Genomic DNA, 21049 nt, shown 5'->3' on the forward strand with positions numbered 1-21049 from the left:
AACAACCGCCGCCAGAAGGTTAGCCCCCATGGATTTCGCTTATTCCGCCAAGGTTCAGGACCTGCGTGAGCGCCTTACCGCGTTCATGGAAGCCAACGTCTATCCCGCCGAGAAGGTGTTCGAGGAGCAAGTGGCCCAGGGTGACCGCTGGCAGCCCACGCAAATCATGGAAGACCTCAAGGCCAAGGCCAAGGCCGAAGGCCTGTGGAACCTGTTCCTGCCCGAGTCGGAACTGGGCGCCGGCCTGACCAACATGGAATACGCGCCGCTGGCCGAGATCATGGGCCGCTCGCTGATCGGCTCCGAGCCGTTCAACTGCGCAGCGCCCGACACCGGCAACATGGAAGTGCTGGTGCGCTACGGCTCCGAAGAGCACAAGCGCACCTGGCTGGAGCCGCTGCTGCGCGGCGAGATCCGTTCCGCCTTCGCCATGACCGAGCCGGGCGTGGCTTCGTCCGATGCCACCAACATGGAAGCCAACGCGGTGCGCGATGGTGACGAATGGGTCATCAACGGCCGAAAGTGGTGGACCTCCGGCGCCTGCGACCCGCGCTGCAAGATCATGATCTTCATGGGCCTGACCAACCCGGACGCGCCGCGCCACCAGCAGCACTCGATGATCCTGGTGCCCACCGACGCCCCCGGCGTGAAAATCCTTCGCCCGCTGCCGGTATTCGGCTACGACGACGCCCCGCACGGCCACGCCGAAGTGCTCTTCGAGAACGTTCGCGTGCCCTACGAGAACGTGCTGCTGGGTGAAGGCCGCGGCTTCGAGATTGCCCAGGGCCGCCTCGGCCCAGGCCGCATCCACCACTGCATGCGCTCCATCGGTATGGCCGAACGCGCGCTGGAACTGATGTGCAAGCGTTCCGTCAGCCGCACCGCCTTCGGCAAGCCGCTGGCACGCCTGGGTGGCAACATCGACCACATCGCCAACTCGCGCATCGAGATCAACCAGGCCCGCCTGCTGACCCTCAATGCCGCATACATGATGGACAAGGCCGGCAACAAGTTCGCCCAGAGCGAGATTGCCCAGATCAAGGTCGTGGCGCCCAACGTTGCCCTGCAGGTGATCGACCGCGCCATCCAGATGCACGGCGGTGCCGGTGTCTCCAACGATTTCCCGCTGGCCTACTGGTACGCCATGCAGCGCACCCTGCGCCTGGCCGACGGCCCGGACGAGGTGCACCGCGCAGCCATCGGCAAGTACGAGATTGGCAAATATGTGCCCAAGGACGCTCTGCGCAGCAGCCGCTGATCGCTAGTCCCCAATAAAAAGGCCCGCTGATGCGGGCCTTTTTATTGGGTGGGGAGTGGCTTTTTTCGTAGGAGCGAGCTTGCTCGCGAACAGTCGTTTCCAAAGAACAAAGCCAGCTTGCGCTGGCCTTGTTCATTCATGGCGTAGGAGAAGGCTCCGGCCCATCGGTCATGGACCGCTGCTCGATCAACCACTCCCGCCGCGTGTGCAACTGGGCGGCAAAGGCGCGCGCGGCGGCCTCATGGGGGAAGCGCAGCGCGCGACGACCGAGACGGACCTGCCAATAGGCCCGGCCGCGAAACTCAACGGCTTCGATCCTCACCTCCAGCGCTTGCATGGATGCTCTCCTGGCTGACGATTTCCAGCGGCTCCTCGCTGGTTCTGCGGGTCTTGAGCAAGGATAGCAGTATGCCACCCGCCAAAAGTCCGAAGGTTACGCCAAGGGACAGGGCCGCGGGAACCTTGCCGATGAATCCATGCAGGAAAATCTTCGTGCCGATGAACACCAGCACCAGCGCCAGGGCGTACTTCAGGTAGACGAAGCGGTGGATCATCGCCGCCAGCGAGAAGTACAGGGCGCGCAGGCCGAGGATGGCGAAGATGTTCGAGGTGTAGACGATGAACGGGTCCTGGGTGATGGCAAAGATCGCCGGCACGCTGTCCACGGCGAACACCAGGTCAGCCAGCTCGATCAGGATCAGCGCCAGGAACAGCGGAGTGGCGTAGCGCACCAGCTTGCCCGAGGCGTCCGGCTTCCTCACGAAGAAGTGGTGCTCGTGAAGAGTGTCAGTCATGCGGATGTGCCTGCGCAGGAACTTCAGCACCGGGTTGTTGGCCAGGTCCGGCTCGGCTTCATGCTTGGCCAGCAGCATCTTCACGCCGCTGAACAGCAGGAAGGCGCCGAACACGTACATGATCCATTCGAATTCCTTCACCAGCGCTGCGCCCAGGCCGATCATCAGCGCGCGCATCACGATGGCGCCGAGGATGCCCCAGAACAGGACCTGGTGCTGGTAGCGGCGGGGAATGCCGAAGAAGCCGAAGATCATCGCCATGACGAACACGTTGTCCATGGACAGCGACTGCTCGACGAGGAAACCGGTGTAGTACTCCACCGCGCTGGTGGCGCCGAACTCGTACCAGACCCAGCCACCGAAGGCCAGGCCGCAGGCGAAGTAGCCGGCGGAAAGCATCAGGCTCTCGCGCACGCCGATCTCATGGTGATCGCGTTGCAGGACGCCCAGGTCGAGTACGAGCAGAAGAATCACGATGGCCAGGAAGGCCAGCCAGAACCAGGTGGCGGTTCCGAGGAATGGTTCGGTCAAAAAGGCGTGCAGAGCTGTCATGTGGCCCCTCCCTTAGTGTCGTTGTCGAAAAGTGACTCCGACATGGCGGTTGGTAACCGTCAGAGGGGCCCGGCGTCACTGGCGGGAAAATAGCAGAGCGCCCGACAGAGACAAGCGAAGGAACGTAACAAGTTCCTACATCATTTCCGGATCGGGCGATCAGCTTGCTTCAGACAGTCTAGACGCTGATCACCAGAAGGATCAGTAGACCCAGACTTCGACACGGCGATTCTTCACCCGCCCGTCATTATCACTGTTGGCTGCTACCGGCAGGGCGTCGCCCATGCCGCTGATCTCGCGGAACATCACGCCTTCCTTCGCAAGTTCGCGGCGTACGGCCATGGCGCGCAGCTTGGAGAGCAACTCGGCGCGGGCCGGGTCCTGCTTGGGGTCGCCGAAACCGACCAGCACCGCCTGCTTGTCCATCTTGCCGTTCTGCTGCAGGTAGGCGAGCAGGCGGTCGATGTCGCGCTGGGCCTTGTTGTCCAGGGTGGCGCTGCCCTCGCGGAAACGGAAGTTCACCGACAGGCGCTCGGCTTCACGTGCCAGGGCCTGGTAGTTCTCCGGCATGCTGGCGCGCGGAGCCATCTTCACCGCCTGTACGCGCTGGCCAACGAAGCCGCTGGCGCTCACCAGGGCCTGGCCCTTGTCGCCTTGGGCGAATTGCAGCAGGGCGCGGGCCCAGCGGTTCGGTTCCTCGGGTTTCATGTAGAGGAACAGGCGGCGCGACAGCGGGTAGTCCTCGGTGGCAATCAGGGTGGTCGACGGCGGCATGGCCTGGGAGTCGCCATCGGCGATACGCAGGGCCTTGGACTTCTGGATCGATGACAGGCCGACGAAGCCGATGCCTTGCGGGTCCTTGCTCACTTCGGTGGACAGCTGGTCGCTGGATTCGAAGCGCTGCACGCCACTGGCCAGCGCCTTGCCGTGGCTGGCCAGCACCAGCTCCTTGAAGGTATCGAAAGTTCCGGAGTTATCGTCGCGCGAGTACAGGCGGATGGCACCGCCGCGCCCGCCGATTTCCTCCCAGGTCTTCACCTCGCCCGAGAAGATTTGCGCCAGCGTATCGGTGGTCAGTTCGTCCAGCGGGTTGGCTGCGTTGACGATGATCGCCAGGCCGTCGATGCCGATCACCTGTTCGGCCTTGGCGCTGCGCAGGTTGCCCGATGCCGACAGGCCCGCGACCTCGGTGTCCTTGATCGGCCGCGATGCGGCGGCCAGCTCGGCGGTATTGTCCTTCAGGGCAACGAAGCCGGTGCTGGAACCATGCGCGGCGAGGTCGATGACGGCCTCCTTGCCTTCCTTGCTGCGGCCGATGATGCGTTGTTCGTTCTCCGCCTTGCCCGGCTTGGCGCTGACGTCGCTGTAGCCCTCGGTGACCAGCAGCCCCTTCACCAACTCCGGTAGCAGGTGTGCGCCGATGGTGTTGGAACCCTGGATGCGCAGCACCGGCTCACCGTCCTGGGACGAGGGCAGGGCGGCAAAGGCCGACCAGGGAAACGCGTAGCAGATGAACGCGATGGTGAGCCAGGCGATGGTGACGGGCCAGGGTTGGGTATCGCTGGGGCTCGACTTGTACTGCATGGGTCAACTTCCATTTGAGGCATCGTTGGCGCGGCAGATTAAGTCGGAATCATTGCATCGATATGACGCTTCGCAGCAGGACAGAGCAGTTCCAGCTGCCTTCAGACATGACTGCTGGATTGCCGGAAGTTTCCGATTTCGATCTCCTTGGTCCGTGGCTATACAGGTCACTCGAATCGACCGTGCCGGAGAACGAAATGGACGAGACCCTCGATTTTGCGTCGGTCCTGATGAAGCTGGTACTCATCCTTCTGGTAATGCTGATGGCCGGCACCCTGGTCATCGCTCCGGAAAGAGCGCTCGTGGCGGCAGCCCCGATGCTCCTGCTGGTGAGCCCGATTTTCGTCCTGGTGCTGCTGCTGGATCTCGCGAGCCTCGTTCAGCGCTTTTCCGACACTGGGGCCCGAAAGCCCTTGTCGCATTGGCGCCAGGACTGAGCCGGGCCTTGCCGGTGCTGATGACAAAAGGGCGCTGACGAAGTGATAGGAAAAATCTCCTGGCTCATCAGGAAAGTCTGATAACACCCGTTTTCCGGCCAAGCGAAACTTGCGTCGTTTCAATGTCCCCGCCCGGAAAGTGACCATGACCCAATCCCATAGCGCGCCAGCCTCTACTGGCCCTGAGCATCGCGTCAAACCGACCTCGCTGACCGTGCATGTCGCATCCGCCACCGCTTGGGGGCGGCCGTGGCGCCGCCGTGCTCTGAGTCTGCCGGCGCCTCGGGCATTGACCTTCCAGGGGATTCGCTTGCCACTGCAGCCGCTGCGTTCCTGGCTGCATTTGTTGTCCAGGGCAGGAATGCTGAGCGTTCGGCCGCCTGTAGCAAGTGTCCTGAGACACCCGGAGGAAGACGAGGATGTACCCGCCAGGATCGAGGACGTGGGATTCGAACTGGCCACCGAGATGATCCTCGACTTCGCGAATTTCGCCCGGCAGTCGAGGATCAACGCCGTCACTGAGCAGCTACCGCCGGAGGCAGGGAGCTCCGACGTCAATGAACCGTCTGCGATGGACTCTACTGCCGGTATCGACGAACTGCACGCGCTTGGAATGGCCGGCAGTGTCTCGTCGGAATCCGTGGATCAGGACTTCCTGACGGTTGGTGGTCACGAAGCGCAGGAAAGCCCCGAGGCCGCTTCGGTTCCCCAAGGGCAGGTTGCCGAACCGATTCCGACGATCGAGCAGCAGGTTGCAGCGGATGGGTGCCGGATTGTGGCGACCGCAGATGTGGCTGATGCTCCTGTCCCGACTGACCGGCTCGAGTCCGTTGCGGTACCTGCTGCACAGCAAACCCTGGAAAGCGTCGAACTACGCGAAATCCCGTCGCCCGAAACCGTTGCTCAGGTGGAGCTATCTGCAGAGACCGTTGCCGAGTTGCCTGCGCAGGAAGTCACCCTTAACGACATGCTGGAAATGGAAGCGCAAGTGGCAATTACCAAGATGGAACCTGAGCTCGAACTTTCAGCGGGTGTGGTGGCGGAAGCTGCGCAACAAGCCACGGCCCTACTGGAGGCTGGTGTGCTGAATGCAGAGACTAATGAACAATCCGAGCAATTGCAGTCGCAGAAGATAGGCTCCACCCAGGTGTCGGAAGCAGAAGCCCCTGAGGTTGTGGCAGAGATTGAGTTCGGCCTTCAGCCTGAGCCTGAGCCTGAGCCTGAGCCTGAGCCTGAGCCTGAGCCTGAGCCCGAGAGCGTATTGGAAGTACCGAAAGCGGCGACGCCAGTCATCGTTGTCAGCGGCGTGCGTCTTGCCAGGAAACCGGCTGCTCGGGCGCAGGTGTCGGCGAAGCTGGAGTCTTCTGCACCGATCGTTGATCGAGCGCAGATGGAGAGCATGAGCGAGGACAGGGTCGAGGCTGCGGTCGAGCAGTCCCCGACGGGAGGTGTGGCGGTAACCGGCGAGCCGGAAGTGGTTGCACCCGAAACCATCAATGTGCGCGCGCCTATTGCCGAAGAGACTGTCGGGCAAGCTAAGGCGGAAATCACTGATGCCTCGGCACAGCAGGAGATGGAGAGCCCTGCGGCCGTCGTGCCCATGCAACCCACCGAGTCGGATCACGAGGCCGAACCGGCCCCGGCGGCCGGGCAGGTAATGGTCCAGCCCGACGACGCAGCTGTCACCGGCGATTTTGGTCTCGAACCAATGATTGCGAGTCTCGAGGACGCGCTGGTCGTGCTGGCGGCGACCAATGCTGGGCACGAACAGCCTTCGATGGCGCAGGTCGATCCGGTTGTGGCTGCGAGTCCGGCGCAAGGCGCCTCCGCCCTCCATGTTGCCAACGTCCAGCAGGCCGACGACAGCATCCCCGAAGCAGCGGCGCTTCAGGGGATCTTTATCCAGAAGGAAACTGATATGACCGAAATGCACGATGAGTCAATCGAGGTTGATGCGCAGAGCACTGCTCCTATCACTTCGGTGGAACTGCAGGAAGTGGCGGCGACCTTGAGTGTGCCCCAGCTCGAAGCTGATCCCGACGATGTGCTGTCCGATGTGCAGAGCACCTTGAATTCCCTGGCGGGCATGGCTCAGGGACTGACCCAGCAGAAGCAGGCGGCGGGACGTTTACAGGAAGAGCTGGAGGAATGGAACAACCAACTGCAGGAGCGTGAGCGCCTAGCCAGCGACAAGGAGGAACGCCTGCAGCAACTGGAGAACCATCTCAAGGAAGCCAAGACCAATCTCGATCGCATGGCCGCCGAGAACAATCGCCTGCTTGCCGAGCGCAGTGAAGCGCTCAAGGAGTTGGCCCAAACCGTCGACCTGCGTGACAAGACCACGATCAAACGTGCCGAGTCGATCCAGCTGGAGCAGCAACGCATCGATGAGCAGGCGGCCGGCCTGCGCCATCGCGCCAGCGAGCTGGATGAGCGCGAGAGTGGCCTCAAGCGCAAGAACGAGGAACTGGGCGTTCGGCTCAAGCAGCTGCAGAGCGCCAAGGATAAGTTCAGCGCCATCGTGAAGAGCTTCAACGAGACTGTGCAGTTCAACAGCACTCTGTCTGCCATTTCCAAGACGGTTAGCGAATGACCGAAACGACTGGCGTGTCGTTGGGCGCGCTGGTCGAGAACTGCCGCTGCTGGGGGGGCTGGTGCAATGGAAACTGCCGAGACATGGAGTTGTCCGGCCCGTTCCGTTGCGCCAGTGGCGTATCCCCCTAGGGCAGGCCTTCAAAGACATTTCTGCGGGAACGACTGCTGCGGTGGGTTCTTTAAATACGCCATGTAGCACCCGGCCCGCGGGGCCTTCGCTGCAAGGAGTAACATGGCCCGCATAGTATTGATCGAGCCGTCGCGGCGTGATTTCGTCACGATTCGCCGGTTCCTGCTGGACCACGGCCATCAGTGCGACGTGCACTTCAAGTATGCGCGGCAGGCGTTGATCGGCCTGGATGCCAGTGAGTGCGATCTCCTGGTGGTGACCTTGGAGCTGCCGGACATTCATGGCATGGAACTGGTTACCATGCTCCGGCGCGATGGCAGGCTGAAACCGACCACCCCAGTGCTGGTGTGTTCCAGTCTTGCTTCGCCGCTGAACATTCAGCGAGCGATTCGTATTGGCGTGTCGGGCTTTTTGCTGATGGATGACCGTTCGACGCTGCTCGGTCGGGCCGTCGATGCCGTTCTGGCCGGTGGCAAGGTGTTTCCCGAACACTATCGACTGCCAATGAGTGGTGACATCAGGTTGGAGTCGGCGTTGGCGCTACCTACTCATTTGGTTGCCGTTCTGCACGGCTTGCATCGGGGGCGTTCGGTCGCTTCGCTGGCAGAGGTCCTTGCGTCGTCGGGTGCGAGCATCGGTCAGCACAAGCGGCAGTTGATGCGAAAGCTTTCGGCGACGAGCCTGGATGAGCTGTTCAGCATCAGCCAGGAGATTGGCCTGCTCTAAAGGGCATCATTCGGTCCTTTTTTGATAGGTCCGCCGCAGGTTTGAATGGAACGGTGCGCCTCGGGTATGAGGCGTCCCAGTCAGACTGGTCTTGCATAGTTTTCCTTCGTTCATGCAAGAAATTACTGACATTAAACCTAGAGCCGAGTTGTAAGAATTCTTCCTGCAACCTGTCCTGCTCTTCTGCAACCAAGGAAGAACGGGGCAGCTCATCGATTCTTTCCGTTGGCCTCGATGCCTTGTATTCCAAGCGGCATCACCATTGAGCCTGCGGTCCCGTTCGAGTTGTCGAACGGCGCGCAGGGGAGATGCGGCTGACCACCCTCAAGGTAGGACGTTTCATGACTTCAGATGCGAAGCGGTTCGAAGGAAACTTGGAGGAAGGCTTGTCAGCCATTACTGCCTCCCAGTCATCCGATCAGGTAGCCGTACTTCTTTCTCCGGGCACCGACGACGGGCTGTCCTGCCTCAAGGCGCACCAGTTCTCGTCCACCGAGAGCATCAAGCGCCCCGCGTTATCAGCGGGGTATATCCCGATCCCTGGTGGTACTAGTTCGCCTGCCGGGCAGTCCGCAGACCCGCAAACCGTCGAGGCCTTTGCAAACCTCGAGCGCGATCTCGCCGAATTGGCTTCGGCCTGCTCGGGGCTAGGGGCTGTAGGGGCTGATTGCTCCGAGACCGTCGATCCGCTGGAGCCGGCGGCTGGTGTTTCCTCTGCGGAGCACGCGGTTTCCGAAGCCGAAGCGGCCGCCATGCTGCTCGATTCGCTGCGACTGCCGGAGTCGCCACTGGATCATGAATGTAATAAGGCTCTGGCGACACCGACTTCGCCAGCCAGCCAGCCTACCTCCTACTTTTTCCACGAGGAACTCCCCACCATGAATGCTCAAGCCCAAGCCGCCAACACCGAAGCCGCGAACACCCGGGTATCCGTGGAGTCCGCAGTGTCCACGTACCAGTCTTCGGCTCTTGAAACCGATGGTGTCCTGCACGACGTGCAGTCCACCCTCGACTCTTTGGCTGGCATGGCCCATGGTCTGTCGCAGCAGAAACTGGAGATCGTGAAGATGCGCGAGGCGCTTGAGGAGCGTCGCCTGGCGACGCTGGAGCGTGAGCGTCAACTGGTCGAGCGGGAAGAGCGCCTGAGCCAGCAGGAGCAACGCCTGCAGGAAGAGAAGCAAGGTATCGAACGCGTCGCCGAACATAATGCCGCTGTTCTTGCGGAACGCAGTAGCGCTTTGCAGGCCCTGGCGGAAACTGTCGACAGTCGCGACCGTGCTACCACCAAGCGCGCCGAGGTCCTGAGCCAGGAACAGCAGAGCATCGACCGCCAGCAGACCCAGTTGCGTGCGCGGGGGCAGGAGCTCGACGACCGCGAGGCCGGCTTGCAGCGCCAGAGCTCGGAACTGGCCGATCGCTTCAAGCAATTGCTCGATGCCAAGGAGCGCTTCGGTGCCATCGTCAAGGGTTTCAACGAGACCGTGCGCTTCAATACGACCTACAGCGCTATCAGCAAAACGGTCGGAACTGGTGCGGACGAAGCCTGAGCTGTCACCGAGAAATGAAGAAGCCCGGCATTGGCCGGGCTTCTTCGTTCAGGGCGATTACTTCAGCTGCAGCCAGATCGGCGCGTGGTCCGAGGGTTTTTCCATCCCGCGGATGTCGTAGTCCACACCGGTTTCAGCGATGCGGCCGCGCAGGGCCTCGGAGGCGAGGATCACATCGATGCGCAGGCCGCGCTTGGGAGTGTCCTCGAAACCACGGCTGCGGTAGTCGAACCAGCTGAATCGGTCGTCCACGCTCGGGTTCTGCAGGCGGAAGCTGTCCACCAGGCCCCAGCCCTTCAGGCGCGCCAGCCATTCGCGTTCCTCCGGCAGGAAGCTGCACTTGCCGGTCTTCAGCCAGCGCTTGCGGTTCTCTTCGCCGATGCCGATGTCGCAGTCTTCCGGCGAGATGTTGATGTCGCCCATCACCACCAGCGGCTGGTCGGGCTGGAAGCGGGTTTCCAGCAGATCCTGCAGGTCGGCGTAGAAGCGCTGCTTGGCGGGGAACTTCACCGGATGGTCGCGACTTTCGCCTTGGGGGAAGTAGCCGTTCATCACGGTGATCGGCTGGCCGTCGGCGTCCTTGAAGGTCCCCCAGATGAAGCGGCGCTGGGAATCCTCACCATCGTTGGGGAAGCCGCGTTGCAGCTCCAGCGGCTCCTGGCGGGAGAGCAGGGCGACGCCGTAGTGGCCTTTCTGGCCGTGGTAGTGCACGTGGTAGCCGAGGGCTTCGATCTCCTCACGGGGGAACTGCTCGTCGGCGACCTTGGTTTCCTGCAGGCCGATCACGTCCGGCTGGTGGCGCTCGATGATCGCCTGGAGCTGGTGGGGACGTGCGCGCAAACCGTTGATATTGAAGGATACGATTTTCATCCTGAGCGCCCTAGCAAAAGCACGATGCTAGCCCAGGTTGGCCGACCCTGGCGACCCCGGCGAGGCGCTGCTAGGGTTTTGTGGCTGGACTCATAACCATAAGAAGAACTCACACGAAGAGGCGTCCGCATGCCTGATACCCTCGCCGAAGTCCGTCTGCTGGACGGCAACTACAGCCGTGAAGTCCGCTCGCTGCTTTATCACGCCTACCGCCACGAACCGACCTTCGCCTACCTGTTCGAGTCCGACCGCGCCGGATTCGACCAGCGCGTGCGGGCGACCGTCCGCGAACTGGTCAACCAGCACTTCCTCGAGGAACTGCCGGCGATTGGCCTGCTGGTCGAGGATCGCCTGGTGGGCGTGGCGCTGGTGGTTCCACCGCAACGTCGCCTGGATGTCACCGAGAGCTGGTTCTGGCGCATGCGCATGCTGCTTACCACCGGCCTGGGTTGCACCCGACGCTACCTGGACTACCACGCCGCCGTGATCGGCTGCCTGCCGCCGGGGCCGTATCACGTCGTGCCGCTGATCGGCGTGTATCCGGAGTTTCAGGGCAAGCACCTGGGAGAGCAATTGCTGGACGCGCTGCATGCCTGGTGCGCCGAGGACGGTGGTTCGCAAGGGCTGGTGCTGGATACGGGCAATGCTCGCTATCTGGAGTTCTACCGGCGCCACGGCTACGAGGAGCTGGGAGAGGTGGCGCTGGGGCCGATCCGCGAGCATGTGTTGTTCCACCCCAACCATAGGCAAGAGGCGGCGAAAGTCTCTGCGGGATAGGCCTGAAAATGTTTCCTCAGACCTTTCCTGCGCTCTAGGGGAAGGCATGGCGGGGAAAACCCGTGCTAGCATTTCGCGCCATGAGAGTTGTCCAAGGATTGCTTGGGCTGCTGCTGGTAATGGCCTTCTGCTTGCAGAGGGCCCTGGCGGCCGAAGCCCATCTCGACGTTCGTGTCACCCCCGCCAACACTGCGCTCAAGGCCAATATCGAGGCCTATGTGGGCAGTCTTGGCGAGCGTGATCAGGCGGCCCTGCAAAGATTCCGGCGCAATGCCGTGGAGCAGGCGCAAAAGGCCGCCCAGGCTTTGGGCTACTACCAGGCGCGCATCCGTGGCCGGGTGACCGATGACAAGGTGCCCACCCTGCGCATCAATGTCCGGCCCGGCGAGCCCATTCACCTGCGCAATGTCACCGTGCGCGTCGATGGCCCGGCAGCCAAGCTCAAGAGCTTCCGGGTGCCCGGGGGGGACGCACTGAAGCCCGGCGCGCAGCTCAACCACGGTGCTTACGAAGACGCCAAACGGTTGATCCAGAACCAGGCCTCGCGCTTCGGTTTTTTCCGTGGCCAGTTCACCCAGCAGCAATTGCGTATCGACCCCGAAGCCGGCGTGGCGGACATCGAACTGGTGTACGCCAGCGGGCCGCGTTACCGCCTGGGCAAGGTGGATTTCGCCGGCGATTTCCCCTTCGACGAAGACCTGCTGCAACGCATGGTGCCGTTCAAGGAGGGGGCCGACTACGACTCCGAGCAGATTGCCGACCTCAACCAGGCGCTGCAGTCCAGCGGCTACTTCGATGGCGTGCGGGTGGATGCCGCGCCGACCAATGCCGATGGCGAGGTGGTGCCGGTGCACGTCCATCTGGAAGCGCGCAAGCCTCGGACCATGGGGCTTGGACTGGGCTTCTCGACCGACGTCGGGCCGCGTGCGCGGGCCACCTGGACCCGCCACTGGGTCAACCCGCAGGGCCACAGCCTGGGCTTCGAGGCTGAGGTTTCCGCGCCCCGTCAGAACGTCGGTGCCTGGTACGAGATTCCGCTCGATCCGCCGCTCACCGACAAGCTGCGCTTCACCAGCGGCTATCAGTACGAAGACCTGGTGGACACCGAGAGCAAGCTGCTGACCCTCGGCGGCGAGTGGCACCACAAGCTCGACAGCGGCTGGCAGCGGGTCGTCTCGCTGAACTGGCAGCGCGAGGAGTACAAGCTTGGCGATGATTCGGGCCTGAGCAGCTTCCTGATGCCGGGCATCGGCTACTCGATTCTCGAAGCCGATAACAAGATCGACCCTGGCAAGGGCTATCGCCTGCAGTTCGAAGTGAAGGGCGCCAAGGAAGGGCTGCTGGCGGACGCCGATGTTGCCCATATCAATGCCATGGCCAAGGGCGTGACCAGTTTCTGGGGAGGGCAACGGTTGCTCGGACGCATCCAGGTGGGCGGTATCGCCACCAACGACTACAGTGCGATCCCGCCGTCGCTGCGCTTCTTCGCCGGCGGTGACCAGAGCGTGCGCGGCTACGACTACCAGACACTGTCGCCGAAGAACTCCGACGGCGACCGCATCGGTGGCCGCTACATGGTTGCCGGCAGCGTCGAATACCAGTACCCCATCGCCGAGCGCTGGCGCATTGCCGCCTTCGTCGACCAGGGCAACTCATTCAACTCGCTGGACTTCCCCTCGATCAAGACCGGCGTCGGCATCGGCATCCGCTGGATTTCCCCGGTCGGCCCGCTGCGCCTGGACCTCGCCGACGGCCTGGACGAGGACGGCGGCATCCGCCTGCACTTCTCCATGGGGCCTGAGCTGTGAGCCGCGCGGGCTGGATGCGCACGCTGCGCTGGAGTCTGGTCGGCCTGTTCGGGCTGATCCTCCTGTTGGTGATAGCGGTCGGGCTATTGATCGGCACGCCCGCTGGCAGCCGAGCGGTGCTGAGTTGGGTGCCGGGCCTGAGTGTCGATGAATTCGACGGCCGCCTCGCGGGCGGCTTCAGCGCCAAACGCCTGGAATGGACCGACGGCGCCACCCACCTGGTGCTGGACCAGCCGCAGATCGACTGGTCACCTGCCTGCCTGCTGCGTATGACCCTGTGCCTGCACAAGGTCGTGGCGAACGAAGTGCTGCTGACCCTGCCGCCGAGCGAACCGAACGAGTCATCCGGCCCTATCGAACTGCCCGACCTGAACCTGCCGCTGTCGCTGGAGCTGGGTGATATCCGCATCGGCCGCTTCCTGCTCGATGGCCAGGAACAGCTGCGTGACGCCGAGTTGGCGGCACATTGGGACCATGAAGGCCTGCACATCGACTCGGTGAAACTCGCGCGCGATGGTTTGAGCCTATCGCTCAAGGGCCTGCTGAAGCCGACCCAGGGCTGGCCGTTGGAGGCGGAGGGCACCCTTGGACTGCCCGCGCCGGGCGAGAAGCCCTGGACCTTGCAACTGCAGGCCAAGGGCGAGCTGATGGGGCATCTCAAATTGCAGGCGCAGAGCAGTGGGTACCTGAACGGCAACCTGGACGGCGACCTGCAGCCGCTGGCCGAGAACCTGCCGGCCACTGCACTGGTGACTGCCGACGGTTTCAAGGCAGATGCCTCGCTGCCCGATACCCTGACGCTGAACCAGCTGCGCCTGAATGCCAGCGGTAACCTCAAGGATGGCTATCAGCTTGCCGGCGCCGCCGTGCTGCCCGCCGAGGAAAGCCCGGTGGTGCTCACCCTGCGAGGCCGTGTCGATGCCGAGGGCGCGGACATCGCCGCGCTCGACCTGAGCGCCGCCCAGGACCAGCGCGTGGCGCTGACCGGCCGTCTGGACTGGGAGGATACCTTCGCCGCCAACGCCCAGCTCGACTGGCTCGACTTCCCCTGGCGTCGTCTGTACCCGGCAATCGACGAGCCGCCGGTGAGCGTGCACACCTTCAAGGCCGAAGTGAGCTACAGCGACGGCGCCTACCTGGGCAACTTCGACGGCGCCTTCAAGGGGCCAGCCGGCGACTTCACCCTGGCCAGTCCAGTGTCGGGCAATCTCTCGGAAGTCTTCCTGCCGTCGCTGAAACTGGTGGCGGGGCAGGGCAAGGCCGAAGGGCACCTGAAAGTTGGATTCGCCGATGCGGTGACCTGGGACGCCGCCCTCGACCTGTCCGATCTCGACCCGGCGTACTGGCTCGAAGAGATGCCCGGCCGCCTCGGCGGGCCGTTGCGCAGCAAGGGCTCGCTCAAGGGCGAAGCGCTGAACCTCGACGCCAACCTCGACTTGCAGGGCCGCCTGCGTGGCCAGCCGGCCACCTTCAAGGCGAACGCCACGGCGGCGGGGCAGGCGTGGAAGGTCGATGGCCTGGCGCTGCAGTTGGGCGACAACCGCATCAGCGGGCAAGCCGCGCTGGACCAGCGGCTCTCCGGTCGACTCGATATCGCGCTGAATCGTCTCGGCCAGCTGTGGCCGCAGCTGTTCGGCCAGGTCAGCGGTCGCCTCGATCTGGCCGGTACGCTGCAGGCGCCGCAAGGGCAACTGAAGCTCGACGGCCAGCGCGTCGCCTACGCCGACCAGGGCTTGCGCACACTGGACCTGAGCGCCTCCCTCGATGCCGCCCAGCGCGGCCGGGTGAACCTGACGGCCCAGGGGTTGCGTAGCGGCGATACGGATTTCGGCGTGCTCAAGCTGGACGGCAGCGGCGACCTCAAGCGCCAGCAGATCGCCTTGAACCTGCAAGGCAAGCCGGTGGTGCTCGACCTCGGTCTGGATGGCAACTGGAACGGCAAGGATTGGCGCGGGCGTCTCGCAAAAGGCGATATACAGAGCGGCGGCCAGGACTGGCGCCTGCAGCAGCCGGCGCGCCTGGAGCGCCTGGCGGACGGGCGCATCAACCTCGGCGCCCATTGCTGGGCTTCCGGCCCTGCCAGCCTGTGCATGGAAGACCAGCGGCTGATGCCCGACCCGCGCCTGCGCATGCACCTGCGCGAGTTCCCGCTGGACAGCCTGGCACGCTGGCTGCCCGACGACTTCGCCTGGAAGGGCAAGCTCGACGGCGATGTGCAGCTCGACCTGCCCGCCAGCGGCCCCAACGGCTCCATCCTGATCAATGCCAATAACGGCACCCTGCGCATCAAGGAGCAGGAGGAGTGGGTCGACTTCCCCTACCAGCGCCTGCAACTGGAGAGCCGCCTGACGCCCCGGCGCATCGACACCAGCCTGCAGTTCCTCGGCGACAAACTCGGTAGTCTGCAGGCCCAGGTCCAGCTCGATCCGCGGCCCAAGGCCAAGCCGGTTAGCGGCACCTTCAGCCTCAATGGCCTGGATATTTCCGTGGCGCGGCCCTTTGCGCCCATGGTGGAAACCCTGAAGGGCCACCTCAATGGCAGTGGGCAGATTTCCGGTGGCCTGCTGGCGCCACGGGTGGATGGCGAGCTGCGCCTGAACGACGGCGAAATCTCCGGCGGCGACCTGCCGACCCGTTTCGAGCAGTTGCAGGTGACCGCGCGGATTGCCGGTGAGCAGGTCGATCTGAGTGGCGACTGGAAGGCAGGAAAGACCGGCAACGGCAGCCTGTCCGGACGCATCGCCTGGGTCAGTGGCCTGGAAGTCGACGTGAAGCTGCGCGGCAGCCGCCTGCCGGTGACCGTCGAGCCCTACGCCAACCTGGAAGTCGAGCCGGATCTCACCGTGCAGATGGCGGGCGAAAGACTCGCGGTTTCCGGCTCGGTGCAGGTGCCGCGCGGCGCTATCACTATCCGCCAGTTGCCGCCTTCCACGGTCAAGGTCTCCGATGACACCGTGATCGTCGGCGAGAAGCAGGAGCCGAAAAGCGCCCTCGCGCTGAACATGGATATCGACGTCAGGGTCGGCAGCGACAAGCTGACCTTCAGTGGCTTCGGCCTGAACGCCGAGCTGGCCGGGCAGGTACACATCGGCGACAACATGGACACCCGTGGCGAGCTGCGCCTGAATAACGGCCGCTACCGCGCCTATGGCCAGAAGCTGACCATCCGCCGTGCGCGCCTGCTGTTCGCCGGGCCAATCGACCAGCCGTTCCTCGATGTCGAGGCTATCCGCAAGGTCGACGATGTGGTGGCCGGCCTGCGCCTGACCGGCAATGCCGAGCAGCCGCGCAGCGAGGTGTTCTCCGAGCCTGCCATGAGTCAGCAGCAGGCGCTGTCCTACCTGGTGCTGGGCCGCCCGATGTCCAGCGGCGAGGACAACAACATGCTCGGCGAAGCTGCCCTGGCGCTTGGCCTGGCCGGCAGCGCGCCGCTGACCGGGGAAGTGGCGCAAAGGCTGGGCATCCAGGACTTCCAGCTGGACACCGAAGGCACCGGCAACAGCACCAGCGTGGTTGCCAGTGGCCAACTCTCCGACCGACTGAGCCTGCGCTATGGGGTGGGTGTGTTCGAACCGGCCAACACCATCGCGCTGCGCTACCTGCTGAGCAAGAAGGTCTACCTGGAGGCCGCCAGCGGACTGGCCAGCTCGCTGGACATCTTCTACAAGCGCGATTTCTGAGTGCGGTCGGCAGCGGTGCTTCACGCTGCCGATTCGCTGCGCCTTGGCACTCTGCCAGCCTTCATGGCCCCTTAAGGTAGCCAGCACAGACTGCCCCCGCCGCCGGACGATGTGGCGCACAAGGGGAGAGTCATCATGCGCCTGGACCTGATCAGGACCCACCTGCTCGAATTCATCAACAAGGGCTTCCCGGCCCGGCAACTGCGCCGGCTGGCCGCGCGCGACCTGCTGCGCGGTTCCGCCGCCGGGAGGCAGGCGCCCAATTCGCTGACTGCGGCCCTGCTGGAGTGGTCCGCGCTGGAATCGGCTACGGTGCTGGAGCGCCTGGAAAGCCGGCGCGAAGGCCTCAACGAGACCCAGGCGAGCGAGCGCCGCCAGCGCGACGGGCTCAACGAAGTGGACCAGGACCGCCCCATCGGCGCCTGGATGCACCTGTGGTACTGCTACTGCAATCCTTTCAACCTGCTGCTCACCGTGCTGGCGACCATTTCCTGGTTCACCGAGGACGTCGAGGCCGCCGTGGTGATCGGCAGCATGGTGGGTATCTCCACGCTGCTGCGCTTCATCCAGGAGAAGCGCTCCAACCGTGCCGCCGAGAAGCTCAAGGCGATGGTCAGCAACACCGCCACGGTGTTCCGCAGTGCCGAAGGCGATGGCCCCGCGCTGCGGCTGGAAGTGCCGATCCGTGAGCTGGTGCCCGGCGATGTGCTGTGGCTTTCGGCTGGCGACATGGTGCCGGCGGACGTACGCCTGCTCAGCGCCAAGGACCTGTTCGTCGGCCAGGCTGCACTGACCGGCGAATCCCTGCCGGTGGAGAAATTCGCCCAGCTGCGCGACGCCCGCCAGGGTAACCCGCTGGAGCGTGACAGCCTGTGCTTCATGGGCACCACGGTGGTCAGTGGCTCCGCCCTGGCGGTGGTGATCGGTACCGGTACGCGCACCTACTTCGGCTCCCTGGCCGAGAAGGTCATTGCCAGCGACCCGACGCCGACGGCCTTCCAGACCGGCGTCAACCGCGTCAGCTGGCTGCTGATCCGCTTCATGCTGGTGATGGCGCCGGTGGTCCTGCTGATCAACGGTTTCACCAAGGGCGACTGGCTGGAGGCGGCGCTGTTCGCGTTGTCCATCGCAGTCGGTCTGACCCCGGAAATGCTCCCGATGATCGTCACCTCGACCCTGGCCAAGGGCGCGGTGGTGCTCAGCCGGCGCAAGGTGATCGTCAAACGCCTGGACGCCATCCAGAACTTCGGCGCCATGGACATCCTCTGCACCGACAAGACCGGCACCCTGACCCAGGACCGCATCGTCCTCGAGCGTCACACCGACGCCTTCGGCCAGGTGCAGGACCGCGTGCTGCAACTGGCCTTCCTCAACAGCCATTACCAGACCGGGCTGAAGAACCTGCTGGACGTCGCCGTGCTCGAGCACGTCGAGCTGCGTCATGCGCTGAAGGTGGACAGCCGCTTCCGCAAGCTCGACGAGATTCCCTTCGATTTCGCCCGCCGCCGCATGTCGGTGGTAGTCAGCGAGCGCGAGGACAACCACCTGCTGATCTGCAAGGGTGCGCTGGAGGAAGTGCTGTCGGTCTGCGCTACGGTGGAAACCGCCGATGGCATCGAGCCCCTCACCGGGGCGCGCCTGGAGAACATCCGCGCGGTCGCCGACGAGCTCAACCAGGAAGGCCTGCGGGTGGTAGCCGTGGCCACCCGCGAGCTGCCGCCAACCCGTGACACCTATGGCGTGGCGGACGAGAGCGACTTGTGCCTGGCCGGCTACATCGCCTTCCTCGATCCGCCCAAGGAAACCACCGCCCCGGCGCTGCGAGCACTGGCGAAGAACGGCGTGGCTGTGAAGGTACTGACCGGGGACAACGACCGGGTGAGCCTGAAGGTCTGTCGCGATGTGGGGCTGGTGGTCGAGGGCGTGCTCCTTGGACCGCAGCTGGACGAACTGGATGATGCGGCGCTGGGCGAATTGGCCGAGTGCACCACGCTGTTCGCCAAGCTGACTCCCAGCCACAAGGAGCGCCTGGTGCGTGTGCTGCGCGAGCGCGGCCACGTGGTCGGCTTCCTCGGCGACGGCATCAACGATGCCCCGGCGCTGCGCACGGCGGACATCGGCATCTCGGTGGATTCGGCGGTGGACATCGCCAAGGAAGCCGCCGACCTGATCCTCCTGGAAAAGAGCCTGATGGTTCTGGAAGAGGGCGTGATCGAAGGGCGCCGCACCTTCGCCAATATGCTCAAGTACATCCGCATGACGGCCAGCTCCAACTTCGGCAACGTGTTCAGCGTGCTGGTGGCCAGCGCCTTCATTCCCTTCCTGCCGATGCTGCCGCTGCAACTGCTGGTGCAGAACCTGCTCTACGACCTGTCGCAGATCGCCATTCCCTTCGACCATGTCGACGACGAACTGCTGCGCAAGCCACAGCAGTGGAACCCGGACGGGCTGGGGCGCTTCATGGTGTTCTTCGGACCGATCAGCTCGATCTTCGACATCGCCACCTTCCTCGTGCTCTGGCACGTGTTCGGTGCGAATTCGCCGACGCACCAGACGTTGTTCCAGTCCGGCTGGTTCGTCGAGGGACTGATCTCGCAACTGCTGGTGGTGCACATGATCCGCACCCGACGCATTCCGTTCCTGCAGAGCCGTGCTGCCTGGCCGCTGCTGGGCATGACCCTGGTGATCGTCGCGGTGGCGATCTTCCTGCCCATGGGGCCGCTGGCGCATTCCTTCCGCATGCAGGCGCTGCCGCTGGGCTACTGGCCGTGGCTGGTGGCAATCCTGCTGGGTTACATGGCGCTGACCCAGGCCGTGAAGGGATGGTTCGCCCGGCGCTACGGCTGGCAGTGAGCGAGGCGGGACCAACGTGCGAAACAGATCAGTGCTGGCAAGGCGGGCACCGGGTTCAATACACTCCGGGCATCCGCCTTCTCCAGCCGTGAGTCGTGATCTTGCCGTTGCAAGCCTTTCGCCTGCCATTCATTGCGCATGCGCGCCTGAAGCGCCTGGTCCTGTTGGGCCTGGCGCTGGCCAGTGTGCCGCTGGCCGCCTGCGAAAAGACCCTGCGCTGGGATGACGACCCACCCTTCAGCATGCAGCTGCCCGACGGTAGCGTCGGTGGCCTGTACGTCGATTTGAACCGTGAAGTGCTGGAGCGCCTGGGTTGCGAGGTGCGGATGGTCAAGCTGCCCTGGGCGCGGGCGCTCAAGGAGCTCGAGCTCGGTCGCCTCGACGTGCTGCCCGGTGCCTTCCGCAAGCCCGAGCGCGAAGCCTACGCCTGGTTCTCCGGCACCGTGTTGCCGCCCTCGCGCAATATCCTCTTCGTCCGTCGCAGCCTGGCCCAGCGCGACAGCCTGCAGCAGCTTTCCGACTTGCCCGGCAGTGACTTCCGCCTCGGCGCGCAGATCGACGTCTCCTATGGCGAACCTTACCGCCAGCTGATGGCCGACCCGGACTACGCGGCACGGGTGTTCTTCAACCCCAGCCGCAGCAACCTCTGGCACATGATCGACAAGGGCCGTATCGACGGCATCATCGCCGACGAACACAGCGGCCAGTACGAGCTGCAGCAGCTGGGTCTGGCCAAGCGCATCGAACCTACCGGCGTGGTGGTTTCAGCGGAGTCGGCGGAAGTCGCCTTCAGCAAGCGCACCCAGGACGAGGACTTCGTCCGTCGCTACGCGCAGACGCTGAAACAGCTGGTCGAGGATGGCGAGGACCGCCGCATCCTGCAGCACTACGTCAGCAATTGAGCTCAGGGCTTGCGCCAGAGGTTGGTGCGGCGTGCCTTGGCCTCGTGTTCCTCGAACTGGTACTGGCCGACTTCCTCAGGCGTCTGCGCGTCGCTCTGCCGCCAGCGCGCGAGGCCGATGCTCAGTTGTGCGCGACCGATATCCAGTGTGTGACCGCAGTTCGGGCATTCCGCCGGGGTGACCCAGACCGCCGCGCGCAGGCTGCCGTCGGGAAGCTGCTCGGCGTGCTTGAGGGTGGCGCTCTTGCCCAGGGCGAGTTGCACCAGGGCCGCGCGGGAGCGCTGGCCGAAGGGCTGTTCCAGTTCCGGGGCGGTGATGCCGCGCAGGTGGATGGTGGTATCGCCGCCGTCCGCGCGCTGGCAGGTCAGCTGGTCGCCGCTGAACACGGCTGTCACCTGGCATTCCTCATCCGCGTGGGCGGCGAGGGGAAGGAAGGAAAGCAAGAGCAGTGCGGCGGGAACGAATCGCATGGAGCCTCCGGTAGACCTCGTCAGCATAACCGCTGCGAGCGTCCACCGGAGCCCCGATGCAGAGCT

The 21049-nt window shown here is 64.1% G+C and carries 15 protein-coding genes; 10 read left to right on the forward strand and 5 right to left on the reverse strand.

The features are described from left to right. Positions 1 to 28 precede the first annotated feature (28 nt). Positions 29 to 1258, forward strand: coding sequence for an acyl-CoA dehydrogenase (locus tag ACKI1H_RS16320; protein WP_138525770.1), 1230 nt, complete (start codon positions 29 to 31; stop codon positions 1256 to 1258). 136 nt (positions 1259 to 1394) lie between these two features. Here the strand turns inward: ACKI1H_RS16320 and ACKI1H_RS16325 are convergent, their stop codons facing one another. The 3 genes from ACKI1H_RS16325 to ACKI1H_RS16335 all read right to left on the reverse strand — a co-directional run bounded on the left by ACKI1H_RS16325 (position 1395) and on the right by ACKI1H_RS16335 (position 4188). Then, the gene (locus ACKI1H_RS16325; protein WP_138525769.1) at positions 1395 to 1595 is read right to left on the reverse strand and encodes a hypothetical protein; all 201 of its coding nucleotides are present in this window, start codon (positions 1593 to 1595) and stop codon (positions 1395 to 1397) included. Then, positions 1561 to 2604 (reverse strand): TerC family protein, encoded by a 1044-nt coding sequence (locus tag ACKI1H_RS16330; protein WP_440465600.1) that lies wholly within the window; start codon positions 2602 to 2604, stop codon positions 1561 to 1563. The genes ACKI1H_RS16325 and ACKI1H_RS16330 overlap by 35 nt, the downstream gene beginning before the upstream one ends. Before the next feature lie 201 nt (positions 2605 to 2805). Then, positions 2806 to 4188 (reverse strand): substrate-binding domain-containing protein, encoded by a 1383-nt coding sequence (locus tag ACKI1H_RS16335; protein WP_440465601.1) that lies wholly within the window; start codon positions 4186 to 4188, stop codon positions 2806 to 2808. Positions 4189 to 4385: 197 nt separating this feature from the next. Here ACKI1H_RS16335 and ACKI1H_RS16340 point away from each other — a divergent pair, with 197 nt between their 5' ends. The 4 genes from ACKI1H_RS16340 to ACKI1H_RS16355 all read left to right on the forward strand — a co-directional run bounded on the left by ACKI1H_RS16340 (position 4386) and on the right by ACKI1H_RS16355 (position 9623). Continuing rightward, positions 4386 to 4625: a hypothetical protein gene (locus ACKI1H_RS16340; RefSeq protein WP_440465602.1), complete on the forward strand. Its 240-nt coding sequence runs from the start codon at positions 4386 to 4388 to the stop codon at positions 4623 to 4625. 442 nt (positions 4626 to 5067) lie between these two features. Beyond that, positions 5068 to 7218, forward strand: a complete 2151-nt coding sequence (locus tag ACKI1H_RS16345) for a hypothetical protein (protein ID WP_440465603.1) — start codon at positions 5068 to 5070, stop codon at positions 7216 to 7218. A 234-nt stretch (positions 7219 to 7452) separates the two neighbouring features. Then, positions 7453 to 8076 (forward strand): response regulator, encoded by a 624-nt coding sequence (locus ACKI1H_RS16350; protein WP_440465604.1) that lies wholly within the window; start codon positions 7453 to 7455, stop codon positions 8074 to 8076. Between the two features lie 308 nt (positions 8077 to 8384). After that, positions 8385 to 9623, forward strand: a complete 1239-nt coding sequence (locus ACKI1H_RS16355; RefSeq protein WP_440465605.1) for a hypothetical protein — start codon at positions 8385 to 8387, stop codon at positions 9621 to 9623. Positions 9624 to 9680: 57 nt separating this feature from the next. On the opposite strand, the gene xthA is transcribed toward ACKI1H_RS16355, so the two are convergent. Next, positions 9681 to 10493 (reverse strand): exodeoxyribonuclease III, encoded by an 813-nt coding sequence (gene xthA / locus ACKI1H_RS16360; protein ID WP_045208108.1) that lies wholly within the window; start codon positions 10491 to 10493, stop codon positions 9681 to 9683. Positions 10494 to 10622: 129 nt separating this feature from the next. On the opposite strand from xthA, the gene ACKI1H_RS16365 reads away from it, so the two are divergent. The 5 genes from ACKI1H_RS16365 (at position 10623) to ACKI1H_RS16385 (ending at position 20513) form a co-directional block, all read left to right on the forward strand. Beyond that, the gene (locus ACKI1H_RS16365; RefSeq protein ID WP_440465606.1) at positions 10623 to 11270 is read left to right on the forward strand and encodes a GNAT family N-acetyltransferase; all 648 of its coding nucleotides are present in this window, start codon (positions 10623 to 10625) and stop codon (positions 11268 to 11270) included. An 80-nt stretch (positions 11271 to 11350) separates the two neighbouring features. Continuing rightward, positions 11351 to 13078 carry an autotransporter assembly complex protein TamA gene (locus ACKI1H_RS16370; protein ID WP_425049021.1) on the forward strand — a complete coding sequence of 576 codons (1728 nt, stop codon included), beginning with the start codon at positions 11351 to 11353 and terminating at the stop codon, positions 13076 to 13078. Between the two features lie 14 nt (positions 13079 to 13092). After that, a complete protein-coding gene (locus ACKI1H_RS16375) occupies positions 13093 to 16758 on the forward strand; it encodes a translocation/assembly module TamB domain-containing protein (protein WP_440468875.1) in 3666 nt (1221 codons plus the stop codon). 135 nt (positions 16759 to 16893) lie between these two features. Beyond that, positions 16894 to 19611: a magnesium-translocating P-type ATPase gene (gene mgtA, locus ACKI1H_RS16380; RefSeq protein ID WP_440465607.1), complete on the forward strand. Its 2718-nt coding sequence runs from the start codon at positions 16894 to 16896 to the stop codon at positions 19609 to 19611. A gap of 95 nt (positions 19612 to 19706) precedes the next feature. Further along, positions 19707 to 20513: a substrate-binding periplasmic protein gene (locus ACKI1H_RS16385; protein WP_138525751.1), complete on the forward strand. Its 807-nt coding sequence runs from the start codon at positions 19707 to 19709 to the stop codon at positions 20511 to 20513. Positions 20514 to 20515: 2 nt separating this feature from the next. On the opposite strand, the gene ACKI1H_RS16390 is transcribed toward ACKI1H_RS16385, so the two are convergent. Continuing rightward, complete coding sequence (locus tag ACKI1H_RS16390) at positions 20516 to 20983, reverse strand: thermonuclease family protein (protein ID WP_440465608.1); 468 nt, start codon at positions 20981 to 20983, stop codon at positions 20516 to 20518. Between the last annotated feature and the right edge of the window lie 66 nt (positions 20984 to 21049).

The sequence above is a fragment of the Pseudomonas sp. YH-1 genome (assembly GCF_051990045.1).
GTDB classification, from domain to species: domain Bacteria; phylum Pseudomonadota; class Gammaproteobacteria; order Pseudomonadales; family Pseudomonadaceae; genus Pseudomonas; species Pseudomonas nicosulfuronedens.